Here is a 17,550-nt window from a genome sequence, read left to right as displayed (position 1 = left end):
GCGCTTTATCAATCCTTTGTTTATTCTTCTTATCCTTCCATCACATCCCACAACGCTTCCAGTTCCGCTTCGCTGAATAAACCAGCGGGGTAGCGCTCGATCATCATCCGGCGCGGATCAGGTTCCCCGATCTGACGCGTTCCATTGGACTTGAACCAGTGCGCAAGGACCTGGAGCGATTCGCTATTAATTGCCAGGGGATGCGACGCCCGCTCGCTCACTACGTTCACTTCGGCGTTCATTTCAGCGCTCTCTCCTGGTTTGTGAGCGGCTAACTTATCCAAGGTTTATGACAGAACATCGCAGTTCTCCCCCTCCCTGTTTCACCCCTGACAGATACAAGAGCTGTGCCAATGTTTCGCATCTGTCGACAAGCGGATACAAAGAAGCCCGCAGTCCATACGGATTGCGGGCTTTTCGTCGAGCAGCATAGGGGGTTGCTTTTTTTGATCGATTTCGCAATCGACTCAGGCTGTTACGACCTCACTCACTCCTTGTGCGGAGCGGGTTGTTGTTGGGTAAGGCAGTGGATGTTACCGCCCCCCAGTAACAGTTCACGGCCCGGCACCATCACCACTTCATGTTGCGGGAACAGCGTCTGCAAAATTTCTTTTGCCGGGCCGTCCATCGGGTCATCGAAGCTCGGCGCAATGATGCCGCCGTTGACGATCAGGAAGTTCACGTAGGAACCGGCCAGACGAACGGAAGGGTTTCGTTCCTGAGTGCCGTCCACCGGGTCGACACCCGCGCACTCTTCTTCGGTCGCGTACAGCGGCCCCGGAATCGGCATCTTGTGCACCGTGAATGGGCGACCCTTGGCGTCGGTGCTGCTTTGCAGCACGTTCATTGCTGCCTGGCAGCGCGGGTAGTTCGGGTCTTGCGGGTCATCGGTCCAGGCCAGCAAGACTTCGCCCGGGCGCACGTAGCAGCAGAAGTTATCCACATGGCCGTCGGTTTCGTCGTTGAACAAACCGTCCGGCAGCCAGATGATTTTATCCACAGCCAGGTTGGCGCTGAGCACCGCTTCGATTTCGGCACGCCCAAGGTGCGGATTGCGATTGCGGTTGAGCAGGCATTCTTCGGTGGTGATCAGGGTGCCTTCGCCATCGACGTGAATCGAACCGCCTTCGAGCACGAAACCCTCGGTGCGATAACGCGGGCTGCGCTCGATCTCGAGGATCTTGCCGCCCACTTGCGAATCACGGTTCCACGGCGAATACAGGCCACCGTCGAAACCACCCCACGAGTTGAAATCCCAGTTCACACCACGGACTTCGCCACGGCTATTGATGACAAATGTCGGGCCGGTGTCGCGTACCCATGCGTCATCGCTGGACATTTCCACCACACGAATATTCGGCACGTCGAGACGGGCGCGAGCGTTTTCGTACTGGCCTGCGGAAACCGCCACGGTCACCGGTTCGAAACGCGCGATGGCTTTCGCCACCGCCACGTGCGCGGCTTGCGCCGGTTTGCCACCCAGGCGCCAGTTGTCCGGGCGCTCGGGCCAAATCATCCAGGTCTGGGTTTGTGGCGCCCATTCGGCCGGCATGTAGAAACCGTCGGCGCGAGGCGTGGTGTGCAAAGTGGTCATGACAATCAGGACTCCAGGGAACCGTCGAGAGTTTTCAGTGCGCCGTAAAGGTTAGGACGGCGATCACGGAACGAACCCCACGCGCTGCGAATGTGTTCCAGCTCGTCGAGGTCGAAAGTGTGCACCAGAATACCTTCTTCGGTTTTGTTGAGCTCCTGAACTTTTTCGCCGAACTGGTTGGCGATGAACGATGAGCCATAGAAGGTAATGTCGTAGCCGTCCTGCTCTTCGTTGCCGATTCGGTTGCTGGCGATCAGCGGCATCAGGTTGGCGCCGGCATGGCCCTGCTGCACGCGCTGCCAGTGATCACGCGAGGAGATGGTCTTGTCGTGCGGCTCGCTGCCGATGGCGGTCGGGTAGAACAGGATTTCCGCGCCCTGCAACGCCATGCTGCGCGCCGCCTCAGGGAACCACTGGTCCCAGCAGATGCCCACGCCGATTTTCGCGTAACGGGTGTTCCACACTTTGAAACCGGTATCGCCCGGGTTGAAGTAGTACTTCTCGTGGTAGCCAGGGCCGTCCGGGATATGGCTTTTACGATAAATCCCGAGGTTGGAGCCGTCGGCATCGATGATCGCGATGCTGTTGAAACGCGCACGGCCGGCCAATTCGTAGAAGCTGATCGGCAGCACCACTTGCAGCTCTTTGGCGACTTTCTGGAAGTGCTTGATGGCGACGTTGTCTTCAACGGTCGTGGCCAGTTGCAGGTAATCCGGGTTCGGCTTCTGGCAGAAGTACGGGCTCTCGAACAGTTCCTGAATCAGGATGATCTGCGCGCCTTTGCCCGCAGCCTCACGGACCAGCTTCTCAGCGGTTTCGATGTTGGCTTCAAGGTCCCAGGAACAGGCCATCTGGGTAGCGGCGACGGTAACGATACGGCTCATGAATCGGCTCCTGAGCAAAGGCGTGGGGTCGAGTGTGGCCTCGACCCATGACAGAAATGGGAAGCATCGGGCGTGGTTCGTCCACACCGAGGCTGCGGTGACTTTATATCCGATAAATATCGGCTTTAGAAGCCACCAGTAAGCCATACGTCATATTTTTTTGCTTAAAAGCCGATATCTATCGAACTACCACTCCTACAGAGGTATGTGTTTACAGGCCCTCTGCGAGCACCTTCGAGAGCATGTCGACGAAGAAATCCACACTCTGGCGCGAGGTCACCATCGGCGGTTTGATCTTCAGGACGTTGAGGAAGTCGCCGGTCGGCTGCATGAAAATCCCCAGTTCGCGCAGGCGATCACACAGCGCCGTGGTTTCTTCGGTTGCCGGTTCCAGGGTCTCGCGATTGCGGATCAGCTCGACGCCCAGGTAGAAACCGGAACCATGCACCGCGCCCACCAGCGGATGGATATCGATCAGTGCCTCCAGTCGCTCTTTGAAGTACCCGCCCACCACCTGGGCGTTTTCCCAGAGCTTTTCTTCTTCCATCACATCCAGCACCGCCATGCCGATCTGGCAACTGACCGGGCTGCCACCTGCCGAGGAGAAGAAATACCCTTCGGCTTCCAGCGCCTCGGCGATTTCCCGACGCGTGATCACCGCGCCCAACGGCTGCCCATTGCCCATGCCTTTGGCCATGGTGATGATGTCCGGCACCACGCCCTGTTCCTCAAAGCCCCAGAAGAAGTGCCCCATACGCCCGTAGCCGACCTGCACTTCGTCGGCGATGCACACGCCGCCCTGGGCTCGAACCAGTCCATAAACCTGTTTCAGATAACCCGCTGGCAACGAAATCCCACCCGCATTGCCGTACACCGGCTCGCAAATGAAACCGGCCAATGGGCGACCTTGCGCGGCGATTTTCGCCAGGTTGTGTTCGACGCTGCGTACGTAGTCCGGCGCGCTGTCCGGGCCTCGGAACTCTCCGCGATACGTATTTGGCGCAATGACTGGATGCACCCAATCCGGGCGGCTGCTCAAGGCCTTGGGGTTATCGGCGATCGACGTCGAGACGGCATCCGCGCCCACCGTCCAGCCGTGGTAGGCCTCCAGCACGCTGAGCATGTCGCGACCTCCGCTGTAGGCCCACGCCAGACGAATCGCCAGGTCGTTGGCTTCGCTGCCGCTGTTGACCAGGAACACGCGGTCCATGGAGTCCGGCGACAATTTCAGCAAGCGCTCGGAGAACTCGGCGACCGCGGCGTAGTTGAAGCGCGAATTGGTGTTGAGCAGCGACCACTGACGAGCGGCGACCGCCGCCATGCGCGGATGGCCATGGCCGAGCACCGCGACGTTATTGAGCATGTCGAGGTAGGAACGGCCCTGCATGTCGATCAGGTGGTTGCGCCAGCCGCGTTCGATGCGCGGCGGGTCAACGTAGTAGTGCTTCTGGGTACGGGCGAAACTGGCGTCGCGGCGTGCCAGCAGTGTCTGCGAGTCCAGCTCCTCTTCAGCATCACAGGCCAGGCCCAGCAGCGCTGCGGGCGACGGGCACAAGGCTTGCCAGGCCAGGGCGCGCGAAGGTGTGCAAAACAGCGGCGCATTGAACGCCGTGCCTCGGCACAACTGCACGATCAGTGGCCCGCTGACCGAACCCAACACCTGGCCTTTGACCAGTGCTGCGCCGGTGTGCAGCGATGGGGTCACGCCCCACAGCCGCACGCTGAGTTGCGGCCCGTCGAGTTGCAGCACACCCGCCGACGGCTGATGAACCACCCCGGCAAACGGCGACTCGACGGCCGTGCCGTGGGGCACTCGCAACTCGACGTGCAATGGGCAGGTGTCCGGCTCGTCCGCCGTGTCTGGCCGGGTTCGCGACAACCGGTATTGCCCATAACGACTGGCCGCCAGGCCGTGGGTCGCGGCGGCTTCCGTCAGCAGCCGCTGATCGATGCCTTCCTGTTCCCAGTTACCCGCCTCGAAATGCGGGCTGAGCACACCCAGATCAATCAGCGCAAACTCGCGCCCCACCAGGCTCGGCAGCAACGGCGCGAATCCTTCGCTGCCAATGCTCGGCAGGCTCTGGCCAACACGCGCCAGGATCGCCGCCTCCATCAGTTCCAGCGGCACCGAGGTGGCCACGCGGAAAATTTCCCATTCATGAATGAGGTTGTCGCGGCTGTATTGATTGCCCGGATCAATGCTGACCTGCTGCTCGCCACTGAGCACCAGCACCGCCGCCCGCGCGACGATCAACGGCCAGAGCGCCAGCAGTTCTTCGCGCTGCAACGGGTTGATCGCGTGATAGGCCTGAATCGCCGGCAAGATGTAAAACGGATCGCTATTGGCGTGATGCAGCAACGCCGCACAGGTCACCGAAAGATCGGTGATACGCCAGGTGCGGACCAGGTCGCCGAAATCGATCACGCCCTGCAATTGCCACTGGCGCTGAGCATCGCGCTGCCAGACCACGTTGTCGTCAGTGATGTCCATGTGAATGGCCTGCACCGGCAACTTATCTACCAGCGGTTGCAAATGACGCTCGGCGCGTTCGGCGGCCTCGGTGATCAACCGGCGTTGCGCGTCATCCTTGATCACCGGCAGCAAATGGCCGATCAATGCGTTGGCGTGACGAGCGTCCCACTGCAACGTGCGTTCAAGTCCCGGATGGTCGAAAGCGGCCAGGGCCAGGTCCATTTCGCCGCAGAGTTGACCGAAACCGGCGACCACGGCACCTGGCAAATGATCGAGGTGGGTGAGCGACTGGCCTTCGATGTAATCGAGCAGGCGCACGTGCACCGATTGGCCTGCGACGTCCAGCGTGAGCAAATCCACACCGTTTTTCGCCGCAATCACACGCGGCACCTTGACGCCGGACTGTTCGCCCAAATGCTTGAGCCCTGCGTGCTGGGCTTGCAGTTCCAGCGCTGAATAGTCGCCACGGCAGATTTTCAGGACGAAACGCCCCTGGTCGCTGTCGACGCGGAAATTGAGATCTTGCTGGCTGCCCAGGGCCTGCAACCTCCCGCTAAGCCCGTAATGCCCCTCCAGCAGCTCAAGCGCTTGCTGCGCAGACACTTGCGGGCTGGGCAAACTGGCGCGGTGAATCAACGTGGCGAGCGGCATACAACGACCTCTGAAATTTTATTAGGCGCTTATATCGCCACTGCTTGCGGCGATACGCAACCCCCATTCGACTGCCTGACCAGCGCCGGACACCCGGCACAATGAGCAAACGAATCTGGAAAAATCACGCCACACTCGCCTCGCTCGACACTTTGCGCAAGAATGTCCCCCATCAACGCCTATTGCTGGAGAAGTACCATGAATGTAGTCACCACCGACTTGCCCGGTGTTCTGATCATCGAACCCAAGGTATTTGGTGACGAGCGCGGCTTCTTCTATGAAAGCTTCAATGCCAAGGCATTCAAAGAAGCGACTGGCCTGGACACACAGTTTGTTCAGGACAACCATTCCCGCTCGCAAAAAGGCGTACTGCGCGGCCTGCATTACCAACTGGAAAACACTCAAGGCAAACTGGTCCGCGTGACGGCCGGTGAGGTGCTGGATGTGGCAGTGGATATTCGTCGTAGCTCGCCGCACTTTGGCAAATGGGTGGTGGTGCGTCTGTCCGCAGACAATCATCGTCAACTCTGGGTCCCGGAGGGTTTCGCCCACGGCTTCGTGGTGCTGAGCGAGTTCGCTGAATTCCTCTACAAAACCACCGATTACTACACCCCATCCGCCGAGCGCAGCATTCGCTGGGACGACCCGGACCTGGCCATCGACTGGCAACTTGAAGAAGCACCGCAACTGTCCGGAAAAGATCAAGCCGCCGAGTTTTTCAAAGACGCTGAAGTTTTCGCCTGAGTCTGAATTTTCGCCTCAAGAAGGACTTGGCAACGGTGCGCAGACTGCGCCACCAAGCCTAGGCATAATGCGCCTGTACCCCCAGGCGCCCGATGCTCATGACTCCGACCCTCCCTCGCAGACCCCGCTGGCGCAGCCTCGCCCTGGTGGCGCTATGCCTGGCGCCGTTACTGTGGCCGCTGGAGCACTTGGCCGAGCGCTATTACCGCAGCGAACTGGCCGGGCAAAATCGCCAAACCCTCGACCTGTACGTCGCCAACCTGCTGGGCACGCTGCATCGTTATGAAGTGTTGCCGCAAATCCTCGGCGACTTGCCGGCCCTGCGCGCGGTACTCGGCGCGCCGGACGATAGCGCCACCCAAGGCAATGCCAACCGCTTGCTGAAAAACATCAGCACCCAGACCGGTGCCGAAGTCATGTACTTGATGGACACCCGCGGCAAAACGCTGGCGGCGTCCAATTGGGACAAACACGACAGCTTTGTCGGCCGTAATTTTTCCTTCCGGCCCTATTTCAGCGAAGCCATGGCCGGGCGGCTCGGACGGTTTTTCGGCCTGGGCACGACCTCCGCCAAACGCGGCTACTTCTTCGCCGCCGCAGTACGCGATGGCGAAAAAGTCATCGGCGTGCTGGTGGTCAAGGTTGATCTGGACCACACCGAAAGTCTCTGGGGCAAAACCCCGGAACAGCTGTTGCTGACCGACCATAACGGCGTGGTCATTCTCACGTCACGGCCAGAGTGGCGCTTCCGCTCGACCCGTCCGTTGAGCGACGAAGAAAGCAAAGCGATAACCGCGATCCAGCCCTACCCGACCCGTGACCCCAAACCGCTGAAGCTCAACCCCAACGCCTGGCTGACTCAGACCCAGCAGATCGCCGAAACCGGCTGGAACGTCAGCATCCTCGCCCCGCGCACCTTGATCGACCGACCGGTGCGTACGGTGGTCGCCATCGGAGGCGCCACGCTGTTGGTGTTGATGCTGCTGCTTGGGCTGATGATGCAGCGCCGCCGCCATTACCTCGAACGGATCGCCTTCGAAGCCAAGGCCCGTCGCGAACTGGAAGGCCGGGTCGCCGAACGCACCAGCGACCTCGAAGGTCTCAACCGGCGTTTGAAACAGGAAGTGCTGGAGCGCGAACACGCCCAGCAGGAACTGGTGCGCGCGCAGGATGATCTGGTCCAGGCCGGTAAATTGTCGGCATTGGGAACGATGTCGGCGAGCATCAGCCACGAACTCAATCAGCCACTGGCGGCGATTCGCAGCTACGCGGAAAACGCCGAAGTGCTGCTCGATCATCAACGCACCGACGATGCGCGCGGCAATCTCAAACTGATCAGCGAACTGACCGGGCGCATGGCCTCGATCATCGCTCACCTGCGCGCCTTTGCCCGGCGTGATCGTCACGCGCCGGAAAGTGTCGCTCTGCAACCGGCGCTGGATGACGCGCTGGCGTTGCTGGCCAAGCGTCGACGCAGCATGGAGGTCGAGCTGATCCGCGATTTACCGGCCGCCACGCTGTGGGTCGAGGCCGGGGAAACCCGTCTGCGCCAGGTGCTCGGTAACCTGTTGGCCAACGCTCTGGACGCGCTGACCGAAAAAGGTCCACCGCGTAAACTCTGGTTGAGTGCCCAATCCACCGCCGACGGCGTCCATCTGTACATTCGCGACAACGGCCCCGGCTTTTGCATGGAAGCCCTGGGGCGCGCCAGCGAGCCTTTCTACACCACCAAGACTCGCACACAAGGGCTTGGGCTGGGGCTGGCGATTTGTGAAACTCTGATGCGTGCCTTCGGGGGTGAACTGTCGTTCGCCAACCACAAGGAAGGCGGCGCCCTGATTACTTTGAAGCTACGCGCAGGCGCACCGGGTGTGAGCCTGCAACCGTCCGAGGACCGAAGTGCATGACCATCGACAACCGCATCCAGGTCGTGTTGATCGACGACGATCCCCACCTGCGTCAGGCCCTGAGCCAGACCCTGGACCTCGCCGGCCTGAAAATCCTGCCGCTGGCCGAGGCCAAGGGCCTGGCCGTGCAATTGGAGCGCGACTGGCCGGGCGTGGTGGTCAGTGACATTCGTATGCCGGGCATGGACGGTCTCGAACTGCTGACCGAACTGCATGCCCAGGACCCGGAGCTGCCCGTGCTGCTCATCACCGGCCACGGCGATGTACCGCTGGCGGTGCAAGCCATGCGCGCCGGGGCTTATGACTTCCTGGAAAAACCCTTCGCCAGCGATGCCTTGCTCGACAGTGTGCGTCGCGCACTGGCTTTGCGTCGGCTGGTGCTGGATAACCGCAGCCTGCGTCTGGCCTTGAGTGATCGCAATGAATTGAGCACCCGGCTGGTCGGGCATTCGGCGCCGATGTTGCGTCTGCGCGAGCAGATTGGCGCACTGGCCGCGACCAAGGCTGATGTGTTGATTCTGGGTGAAACCGGTGCCGGCAAAGAAGTCGTGGCGCGGGCGCTGCACGATTTGTCGAACCGTCGTAATGGCCCGTTCGTGGCGATCAATGCCGGTGCGCTGGCCGAGTCGGTGGTGGAAAGCGAGTTGTTCGGCCACGAGCCCGGAGCGTTCACCGGCGCGCAAAAGCGTCGCATCGGCAAGTTCGAGTTCGCCAACGGCGGCACGCTGTTCCTCGATGAAATCGAAAGCATGAGCCTGGATGTGCAGGTGAAATTGCTGCGATTGCTACAGGAGCGCGTCGTCGAACGCCTGGGTGGCAATCAATTGATCCCGCTGGACATCCGCATCATCGCCGCGACCAAGGAAGACCTGCGCCAATCCGCCGATCAAGGACGCTTTCGCGCCGACTTGTATTACCGCCTGAACGTCGCACCGCTGCGTATTCCGCCGCTGCGCGAACGTGGCGAAGACGCGTTGACGTTGTTCCAGCATTTCGCCGATGAAGCCAGCGCCCGCCACGGTTTGCCCTCCCATGAATTGCAACCGGGGCATCGCGCCCTGTTGCTGCGCCACACCTGGCCCGGCAACGTTCGCGAGCTACAAAATGCCGCCGAACGCTTTGCCTTGGGCCTCGAACTGGCGCTGGACAACAACACGCCCGGCGGCGGCCCCAACACAATGGTTGAAGTGGTCAGCGGCGGCTTGAGCGAGCAAGTGGAAAACTTCGAAAAGAGCCTGATCGCCGCCGAACTGGCGCGCTCACACAGCTCCGTGCGCAGCCTTGCCGAAGCGCTGGGCATCCCGCGTAAAACCTTGCACGACAAGCTGCGCAAACATGGGCTGATCTTCGCCAGCGGCCCGACCGACGATCTCGATTGAGCGACCGTTAATCAACACCTTCAGACAAGAGGCCCATGCATGAACCGCGACAGTCGTCACCTGGAATCCATTCTCCATCACGACATCCCCTTGACGCAGGCCATGGGTATCAAAGTGCTCGACTGGCACGACCAGCAATTGCGCCTGTACTTGCCGCTGGAAGCCAACGTCAACCACAAAAGCACCATGTTCGGCGGCAGTCTCTATTGCGGGGCGGTGCTGGCGGGTTGGGGCTGGCTGCATTTGCGCTTGCGTGAAGAGGGGATCAAAGACGGGCACATCGTGATTCACGAAGGGCAGATCAGCTATCCACTGCCGGTGACCATGGACGCGACAGCGATTTGTCAGGCACCGAGTGCGGCGGTGTGGAAGAAGTTTTTGGTGATGTATCAGCGCTATGGGCGAGCGCGGTTGACGTTGCATTCGCGGATTGTGAATGTCGACAGTGATGACGATGCGGTGACGTTTACCGGGCAGTACGTGCTTCACCGTTGACGCAAAATTCGCAGCCTCGTTTCACTCGACAGCTCCTACAGAAGACCGCGCGCCCCTTGTAGGAGCTGTCGAGTGAAACGAGGCTGCGTTTTTTTGATCTTTATGCCCGCGCCAACGCCAGCAGTTTTTCGCGCCAGGCAGCCTTCGCCGGCAGCGCCAAAAAGAACTCATTCAACAACGACTCGCGCGCCGGATAGCAAAACGGCGCACCGCTCAAATCCAGCACCTCGCCGCCCGCGCCTTCCAACACGCCTTGCGCAGCTGCCGTGTCCCACTGCGACGTCGGCGCCAGACGCGGATAACAATCTGCCGCCCCTTCCGCCAACAGGCAGAACTTCAACGAACTGCCGATGTTGGCCAATTGCAACTCACCCAGGCTATCGCTCAACCCGGCCAGCAAGCGCTCCTGCTCCGGGCTCGAATGTCGACGGCTGGCGACCACGGTAAACGCCTCTCCCGCAGCAGGCACTTCGCGGACCTGGATCGGTAATGGCTGGCTGCCCCTATCGCCACGCCAAGCGCCCAAGCCTGCACCACCGACGTAGAAGCGCCCGTTGGTCGGCATCGACACCACACCAAACACCACCCGCCCCTGCTCGATCAACGCAATGTTGACGGTGAACTCTTCGCTGCCGCTAATGAATTCCTTGGTTCCGTCCAGCGGATCTACCAGCCACCAACGCTGCCACCCGGCGCGCACGCTTTGGGGGATGTTGGCGTCTTCTTCGGACAGCACAGGAATACTGGGGTCCAGCGCGGTCAACCCGGCCAGAATCAAATGATGAGCCGCCAGATCGGCAGCGGTCACTGGCGAATCGTCAGCCTTGGCCGTCACGGCCGTGCCGGTGCGCCAGAACGGCAAAATCGCTTCGCCAGCCTTCAACGCCAGTTCAACCACCGGCGCCATCAACGGATGGGGGAAATTCAACTTCATGGCAAAAACACCCCACGTTGGGTCAATAAGTCACGGGCCAAGTACAACGCCGCCAAGGCTCGGCCCTCAGTGAAGCGTGGGTTCTGCGCCAGGGCAGACAGCTCATGCAGATTGATCTTGTCCACGCCCATCGGCTCGGGTTCGTCGCCCTCCAGGCTTTCTTCGTACAGATCGGTGGCCAGCACCACCTGAATCTTCTGGCTCATGTAACCGGGCGACAACGACAACTCGGTCAGGTGCTCCAACTGCCGCGCGCCATACCCGGCTTCTTCCTTGAGCTCCCGCTCGGCCGCCGCCAGCACATCTTCGCCCGGCTCGATCAGGCCTTTGGGCAGGGACAGCTCGTATTCATCCGTACCGCCGCAGTATTCCTCGACCAGTACCGCGTGATCGGCATCGAGCATGGCCACGATCATCACGGCGCCATAACCAGCGCCCTTACCGACCAAACGCTCGTACGTGCGCTCCACGCCATTGGAAAAGCGCAGTTTCAGCTCTTCGACACAGAACAAACGGCTGGTGGCGACGATCTCGCGGGCGAGTACGGTGGGTTTCTGGCGCATGAAAAGCTCCTTGGCGTGAACGCGTTACTATACCCGGCCTATCCTGATTGTTGACCTCGGATATCCTTTTTACCGCTGGAGATTTTTTAATGCCCCCGCTGCCCTGGCGCGACATCGATACCGTTCTGCTAGACATGGACGGCACGCTGCTGGACCTGCACTACGACAACCATTTCTGGATGGAGCATTTGCCCCAGCGTTACGCCGAGTTGCACGGGGTGAGCCGGGCCATGGCCGAGTTGGAGTTGCAGCCGCTGTTCGAGCGCAATGCCGGTCAGTTGCAGTGGTACTGCCTGGATTTCTGGAGCGCCGAACTGAAGTTGCCAGTGCGCGAACTGAAACTGGAAACCGCCCACCTGATCGCCTTGCGCCCCGACGCGGACACCTTTCTGGCGGCGATCAAACAGGCCGGCAAGCGCGTGGTGATGATCACCAATGCGCACCGCGACTCGCTGTCATTGAAGCTGGAAAGGATTGAACTGGCGCCCTATTTCGAGCGTTTGATCAGCTCGCACGATTACGGTTTCCCCAAGGAGAATCCGCAGTTCTGGGAGGCATTGCAGGCCGACATCGGCTTTGATCCGGCACGCAGTCTGTTTATCGATGACACGTTGCCTATCCTGCGTAGTGCGCGCGATTTTGGCGTGACTCATTTGTTGGCGGTGAGTGAGCCGGACAGTCGCAAGGGGCCCAAGGACACGGCGGAGTTTACGGCGCTGAGGGATTATCGGGATTTGATTGCAGGGCTTTAGACCGAGTCGCCTGCATCGCGGGCAAGCCTCGCTCCCACAGGTTTTGTGTTGTTCGCATAGTGTTCAAACGACGCAAAACCTGTGGGAGCGTGGCTTGCCCGCGAAGGCCATCACACGGTCTTGAGGCTTACTCAGGAATCCGCAATGTTTGCCCCGGATAGATCTTGTTCACATCCTTGAGTATCGGCTTGTTGGCCTCAAAGATTTTTTGATACTTGTTAGCGTCATGGTAAACGCGCAACGAGATTGCGCTCAGGGTATCGCCCTTTTCTACAACGACGAACCTCGCGGCCACAACCACCGGCCCGGTCACCGTGATCTGGTCATCCACACTGCCCACACCGGCAATGTTGCCCACCGCCAACAGAATCTTCTCCTTCTCTTCCTGACTGGCGACTTCCCCGGTGACGGTCACTTTGTCGCCATCCACCGTCGCCTGCACATTCGGGTTACCCAGGCCGACCTTGCTGATGTGTTCCTTCAACTGCTCGCTGGCATTGGCATTGCCGGGGGTCAGCAGATCCAGCAGTTTTTCGCCGGCTTCCTTCACAAAGCTCAAAAGACTCATGGTGCACGCTCCTTGGGTTTAGGGATCCAGACGCAAAAGACTAGACCAAGCCTGTCATCCCCGGTTCCAACCCGACCAATGACGTCGATCCGGTGCAAGCGCTAGAATCCCCTCCTTCACCGCGCCCTGGAGCGAAGATGGACATCAAGCAGCTGAAATTCCTCATCGCCCTCGACGAAACCCGGCACTTCGGCCAGGCCGCCGCGCGGTGTCACATCACCCAGCCGACCCTGTCCATGCGCCTGCGCAGCCTCGAAGAAGAGCTTGAGTTGCCGTTGGTCAATCGCGGCCAGCGCTTTGAAGGTTTCACCGCCCCCGGTGAGCGCGTGCTGGCCTGGGCGCGCACGGTGCTGGCGGCTTACGACGGCTTGCAGGCTGAAGCCGCCGCCTGTCGCGGCAACCTGGTCGGTACGTTGCGGTTGGGTGTGGTGCCGTTGTCGAGTTTCGATCCGCTGCCCTTGATGCAGCGCCTGCACGCCGAACACCCGAACTTGCGCTTCGAACTCTCGGCATTGAGTTCCGAGCAAATCCTCGAACAACTGGCGAACAACCGCCTCGACCTTGGCGTGTCCTATCTGGAACGCCTGGACAACGAGCGCTTCGATTCGCTGGCCTTCGACGAAACCCGCATGGGCCTGCTTTACGACCAGCGCTTCTTCAATTTCGGCGATACGCCCTTGAGCTGGGAATCGCTGATCGAACTGCCGCTGGGCATGCTCACCAGCGGCATGCACTTTCGCCAATCCATCGACCACAACTTCCACAGCCGTGGCCTGACGCCCCAGCCGTTGCTGCAAACCGATGCAGTCCATCAATTGCTGCAAGCGGTACACGGTGGCATGTGCTGCGCGGTGATGCCGCTGGACGGCGGGCTGGAGAACCTCACCGATCACCTTCGCCTGCAACCGATCGAAAACGCGCAGACCCTCGCCCGGCTGGGGCTGATCATGCGTCGAAGTGCGCCGCGTTCGGCGTTGGCGGAAGCCTGTTTCGCGCTCTATCAGAAATCACCAATAGCTTCTTGATCGACGGCATCTATCGGCAGATCAGTAATAGCGATTAGACGCGACAAGTTGACACGCCTAGGCTTAAAGCTGACTAAAACGTCGGTGATACCTCATGAACGCCAAGCGCCCTACTTGCGCGGCGCCTGCCCTCGACACGCCCGCGCCAGACGCTAGCCAGACGTACAGTTTTTGCGACCTTCAATACACCGAATCGGCCAGCACCGCGCTGGCTGAAGAAGTCGCGTTGGCGATCGCCTACAACGGCATCAGCCAAGCCGTAATGCTGGTGACACCGACGGACCTTGAAGACTTTATTGTCGGCTTCAGCCTCGGCAGCGGCATCATCGAAGACGCCAACGACATTTACGACCTGCAACTCAGCGGCTCGGGCTCGGCGCAGTACGCGCAAGTGACCATTGCCAACCGCGCCTTCTGGAACCTCAAGCAACAGCGTCGGCAATTGGCCGGCACCAGCGGTTGCGGGCTCTGCGGCGTGGAAGCCGTGGAACAGGCGTTGCCGGATCTCAAGGTGTTACCCGGCGCACCGCTGCCGCCTGCTGAATGGCTCGATGGCCTGCGCCAACGCATCGGCGCCTTCCAGCCGTTGGGCCAGCATTGTGGCGCAGTGCACGCGGCGGTGTTCATGAACGGTCAGGGCGAATTGCTGATGGGCCGTGAAGACATCGGTCGGCACAATGCCCTCGACAAACTGATTGGCGGGTTGATCCGCCAGAAGATCCCGACCACCGGCGGCCTGGCGATCGTCACCAGCCGGTGCAGCCTCGAACTGATCCAGAAAGTATTGCGCGCCGGTATCCAGACCCTCGTCAGCCTGTCGTCGCCCACGGGCCTCGCCGTGCAATGGGCCCGTCGTCACCACCTCAATCTCATCCACCTGCCGCAAAAAAGTGCGCCGCGGGTTTACAGCCCTGCGATGGAGAACCAAGCGTGAGTCAACACCGTCAAGCCGATCAGACACCCGTCCCTCGCTACAAGCCCTACAAAGGACCGGCCGGCGGCTGGGGTGCACTGATCAGCGTGGCCCAGGCCTGGTTGACCAGCGACAACGCGTTGAAAAACCTGCGCATCATGCTCAAGACCAACCAGAACGGTGGCTTCGACTGCCCGGGTTGCGCTTGGGGCGATTCTCCGGAAAAGGGCATGGTGATGTTCTGCGAGAACGGCGCCAAAGCGGTGAACTGGGAAGCGACCAAACGCCGGGTGGACGGCGCGTTCTTCGCCAAGCACAGCGTTACGTCCTTGCTGGAGCAGAGCGACTATTGGCTCGAATATCAGGGTCGTCTGACTGAGCCTATGGTTTATGACGCCGAGACCGATCGCTACAAACCGATCAGCTGGGAGGGCGCCTTTGCGCTGATCGCCAAACATTTGAAGGGCCTGTCGAGCCCGGATCAGGCCGAGTTTTACACCTCGGGGCGGGCCAGCAACGAAGCGGCTTACTTGTATCAGCTGTTCGTGCGCGCTTACGGAACCAACAACTTTCCGGACTGCTCGAACATGTGCCACGAGGCCAGCGGCGTGGCGTTGGCGCAAAGTGTCGGCGTCGGCAAAGGCACCGTGACCTTCGACGACTTCGAGCACGCCGACGCGATTTTCGTCTGGGGCCAGAACCCCGGCACCAACCATCCACGGATGCTCGAGCCACTGCGTGAAGCGGTGAAACGCGGCGCTCAAGTGGTGTGCATCAACCCGCTCAAAGAGCGTGGCCTGGAACGCTTCCAGCATCCACAGCACCCGATCGAAATGCTCACCAACGGCGACAAGCCCACCAACACCGCCTACTTGCGCCCGGCGCTTGGCGGCGACATGGCGCTGATGCGCGGCATGGCGAAGTTCCTGCTGCAATGGGAGCGCGACGCACAGAAGGCCGGTGAGCCGGCCGTGTTCGACCACGACTTCCTCAATGAACACAGCGCCAACGTGCTGGAGTACCTGGGCATCGTCGACGATACGTCATGGGAGCAGATCGTCGAGCAGTCCGGCCTGACCCTGGTGGAGATCGAGCAAGCGGCGCGCATGTACGCCAAAGGCAAGAACGTGATCATGTGCTGGGCGATGGGCATCACCCAGCACCGCCATTCGGTGGCGACCATCCAGGAAATCGCCAACCTGATGCTGCTGCGTGGCAACATCGGCCGACCGGGCGCCGGCCTGTGCCCGGTGCGTGGTCACAGCAACGTGCAGGGCGACCGGACCATGGGCATCAACGAACGTCCGCCAGTGGCGTTCCTTGACTCGCTGGAACGTCGCTTCCAGTTCAAAGTGCCACGCGACAACGGCCACAACGTGGTCGAGGCGATTCACGCCATGGCTGAAAGCCGCTCCAAAGTATTCATCGGCCTGGGCGGCAACTTCGCCCAAGCCACCCCGGACAGCCCGCGCACCTTCAAGGCCCTGAGCAATTGCGACCTGACCGTGCAAATCAGCACCAAGCTCAACCGCAGCCATTTAGCCCACGGCAAAGACGCGCTGATCCTGCCGTGCCTGGGCCGTACCGACATCGACATCCAGACTGAAGGCCCGCAAGCGGTGACCGTGGAAGACTCGTTCAGCATGGTCCACGCCTCCAACGGCCAGTTGCAGCGACTGTCCGATCAGATGCGTTCGGAGCCGTCGATTATCGCCGGTATCGCCGCCGCGACCCTGGGCAGCAAACCGGTGGACTGGAACTGGCTGGTGGCTGATTACGGGCGCATTCGCGACCTGATCGCCGACACCATTCCGGGCTTTCGCGATTTCAATGAGAAGGTCAAGAACCCGGGTGGTTTCTACCTTGGCAACAGCGCCGGCGCGCGCAAGTGGAATACCCCGTCGGGCCGGGCCAATTTCCGTCCCAATACGCTGCCCAAAGACCTGGTGCACGAACGTACGCGTGCGACGGGCGTGTTGCCTGACTTGATCATGCAATCGATGCGTTCACATGATCAGTACAACACCACGATTTATGGTCTCAACGACCGTTACCGTGGAGTGAAAGGTCAGCGCGATGTGCTGTTTGTGAACGAAGCCGACATCATTCGCCTGGGTTTCAAACCGGGGCAGAAGGCCGATATCGTTTCGATCTGGGATGACGGACGTGAGCGCCGCGTCAAGGGCTTCACCCTGCTGGCGTTTGATATCCCGGCGGGGCAAGCGGCGGCTTACTACCCGGAAGTGAATCCGCTGGTGCCACTGGAAAGCACCGGGGATGGCAGCCATACACCGACGTCGAAGTTTGTGGCGATCCGTTTGGAAGCAGCGAGTGAAACCGGATTGATCATGGCCAGGTCGGCCTGACGTCCCACCCCTGATCGTTCCCACGCTCTGCGTGGGGATGCAGCCCGGGACGCTCCGCGTCCCAAAGCGGCCGCAAAGCGTCCATTGAGGCGTTCCCACGCAGAGCGTGGGAACGATCACTCTTCGCGACGAACAACTTTCCAATCGCCCACAAAAAAGGCCGTTTCTGTATAGAAACGGCCTGTCCGAAGTAACTAAAGACCGGCGAAAAACCGTTAAGTTCCGTCTATAAAACAGTAACTTATCAAAATGTGCTGAAGTCGTGTTACTCGTCGGATTTCGATTGTCACACCTCTGACACA

General features: G+C 60.5%; 15 protein-coding genes. 8 read left to right on the top strand and 7 right to left on the bottom strand.

What is annotated here, in order from left to right; genetic code table 11:
- Positions 1 to 29 precede the first annotated feature (29 nt).
- The 4 genes from LOY55_RS01250 to LOY55_RS01235 all read right to left on the bottom strand — a co-directional run bounded on the left by LOY55_RS01250 (position 30) and on the right by LOY55_RS01235 (position 5,602).
- A complete protein-coding gene (locus LOY55_RS01250) occupies positions 30 to 242 on the bottom strand; it encodes a hypothetical protein (RefSeq protein WP_046031276.1) in 213 nt (70 codons plus the stop codon).
- Positions 243 to 487: 245 nt separating this feature from the next.
- On the bottom strand, positions 488 to 1,594 hold the full coding sequence (aguA, locus tag LOY55_RS01245) for an agmatine deiminase (RefSeq protein WP_223523154.1): 1,107 nt from the start codon (positions 1,592 to 1,594) through the stop codon (positions 488 to 490).
- 5 nt (positions 1,595 to 1,599) lie between these two features.
- The gene (aguB, locus tag LOY55_RS01240; RefSeq protein ID WP_046031278.1) at positions 1,600 to 2,478 is read right to left on the bottom strand and encodes an N-carbamoylputrescine amidase; all 879 of its coding nucleotides are present in this window, start codon (positions 2,476 to 2,478) and stop codon (positions 1,600 to 1,602) included.
- Between the two features lie 211 nt (positions 2,479 to 2,689).
- A complete protein-coding gene (locus LOY55_RS01235) occupies positions 2,690 to 5,602 on the bottom strand; it encodes an aminotransferase (protein WP_223523153.1) in 2,913 nt (970 codons plus the stop codon).
- A 198-nt stretch (positions 5,603 to 5,800) separates the two neighbouring features.
- On the opposite strand from LOY55_RS01235, the gene rfbC reads away from it, so the two are divergent.
- From rfbC to LOY55_RS01215, 4 genes are all read left to right on the top strand, one after another.
- Complete coding sequence (gene rfbC, locus LOY55_RS01230; protein WP_223523151.1) at positions 5,801 to 6,346, top strand: dTDP-4-dehydrorhamnose 3,5-epimerase; 546 nt, start codon at positions 5,801 to 5,803, stop codon at positions 6,344 to 6,346.
- Positions 6,347 to 6,444: 98 nt separating this feature from the next.
- Positions 6,445 to 8,253, top strand: coding sequence for an ATP-binding protein (locus tag LOY55_RS01225; protein ID WP_258667499.1), 1,809 nt, complete (start codon positions 6,445 to 6,447; stop codon positions 8,251 to 8,253).
- Positions 8,250 to 9,632 carry a sigma-54 dependent transcriptional regulator gene (locus tag LOY55_RS01220; RefSeq protein ID WP_223523149.1) on the top strand — a complete coding sequence of 461 codons (1,383 nt, stop codon included), beginning with the start codon at positions 8,250 to 8,252 and terminating at the stop codon, positions 9,630 to 9,632. Before LOY55_RS01225 ends, LOY55_RS01220 begins: the two co-directional genes overlap by 4 nt.
- A 39-nt stretch (positions 9,633 to 9,671) precedes the next feature.
- Positions 9,672 to 10,127, top strand: coding sequence for a thioesterase domain-containing protein (locus tag LOY55_RS01215; RefSeq protein ID WP_046031285.1), 456 nt, complete (start codon positions 9,672 to 9,674; stop codon positions 10,125 to 10,127).
- A 100-nt stretch (positions 10,128 to 10,227) separates the two neighbouring features.
- On the opposite strand, the gene cysQ is transcribed toward LOY55_RS01215, so the two are convergent.
- Together cysQ and nudE are read right to left on the bottom strand one after the other, a co-directional pair.
- Positions 10,228 to 11,061 carry a 3'(2'),5'-bisphosphate nucleotidase CysQ gene (cysQ, locus tag LOY55_RS01210; RefSeq protein WP_109785308.1) on the bottom strand — a complete coding sequence of 278 codons (834 nt, stop codon included), beginning with the start codon at positions 11,059 to 11,061 and terminating at the stop codon, positions 10,228 to 10,230.
- Positions 11,058 to 11,624, bottom strand: coding sequence for an ADP compounds hydrolase NudE (gene nudE, locus LOY55_RS01205; protein WP_046031287.1), 567 nt, complete (start codon positions 11,622 to 11,624; stop codon positions 11,058 to 11,060). Before nudE ends, cysQ begins: the two co-directional genes overlap by 4 nt.
- An 89-nt stretch (positions 11,625 to 11,713) precedes the next feature.
- Between nudE and yrfG the strand changes: the two genes are divergently transcribed.
- On the top strand, positions 11,714 to 12,376 hold the full coding sequence (gene yrfG / locus LOY55_RS01200; RefSeq protein WP_223523147.1) for a GMP/IMP nucleotidase: 663 nt from the start codon (positions 11,714 to 11,716) through the stop codon (positions 12,374 to 12,376).
- A 127-nt stretch (positions 12,377 to 12,503) separates the two neighbouring features.
- On the opposite strand, the gene lysM is transcribed toward yrfG, so the two are convergent.
- A complete protein-coding gene (gene lysM, locus LOY55_RS01195; protein WP_258667496.1) occupies positions 12,504 to 12,944 on the bottom strand; it encodes a peptidoglycan-binding protein LysM in 441 nt (146 codons plus the stop codon).
- A gap of 137 nt (positions 12,945 to 13,081) precedes the next feature.
- Between lysM and LOY55_RS01190 the strand changes: the two genes are divergently transcribed.
- From LOY55_RS01190 to LOY55_RS01180, 3 genes are all read left to right on the top strand, one after another.
- Positions 13,082 to 13,969, top strand: coding sequence for a LysR family transcriptional regulator (locus LOY55_RS01190; protein ID WP_223523143.1), 888 nt, complete (start codon positions 13,082 to 13,084; stop codon positions 13,967 to 13,969).
- Between the two features lie 94 nt (positions 13,970 to 14,063).
- The gene (fdhD, locus tag LOY55_RS01185; RefSeq protein ID WP_223523141.1) at positions 14,064 to 14,903 is read left to right on the top strand and encodes a formate dehydrogenase accessory sulfurtransferase FdhD; all 840 of its coding nucleotides are present in this window, start codon (positions 14,064 to 14,066) and stop codon (positions 14,901 to 14,903) included.
- Complete coding sequence (locus tag LOY55_RS01180) at positions 14,900 to 17,248, top strand: FdhF/YdeP family oxidoreductase (RefSeq protein ID WP_109785305.1); 2,349 nt, start codon at positions 14,900 to 14,902, stop codon at positions 17,246 to 17,248. The genes fdhD and LOY55_RS01180 overlap by 4 nt, the downstream gene beginning before the upstream one ends.
- Positions 17,249 to 17,550: the final 302 nt, after the last annotated feature.

This window comes from Pseudomonas sp. B21-040 (assembly GCF_024748695.1).
Classification (GTDB): Bacteria; Pseudomonadota; Gammaproteobacteria; order Pseudomonadales; family Pseudomonadaceae; genus Aquipseudomonas.
The sequence above is the reverse complement of the archived record's forward strand: the minus strand, read 5'-3'. Positions and strand labels throughout refer to the sequence as shown.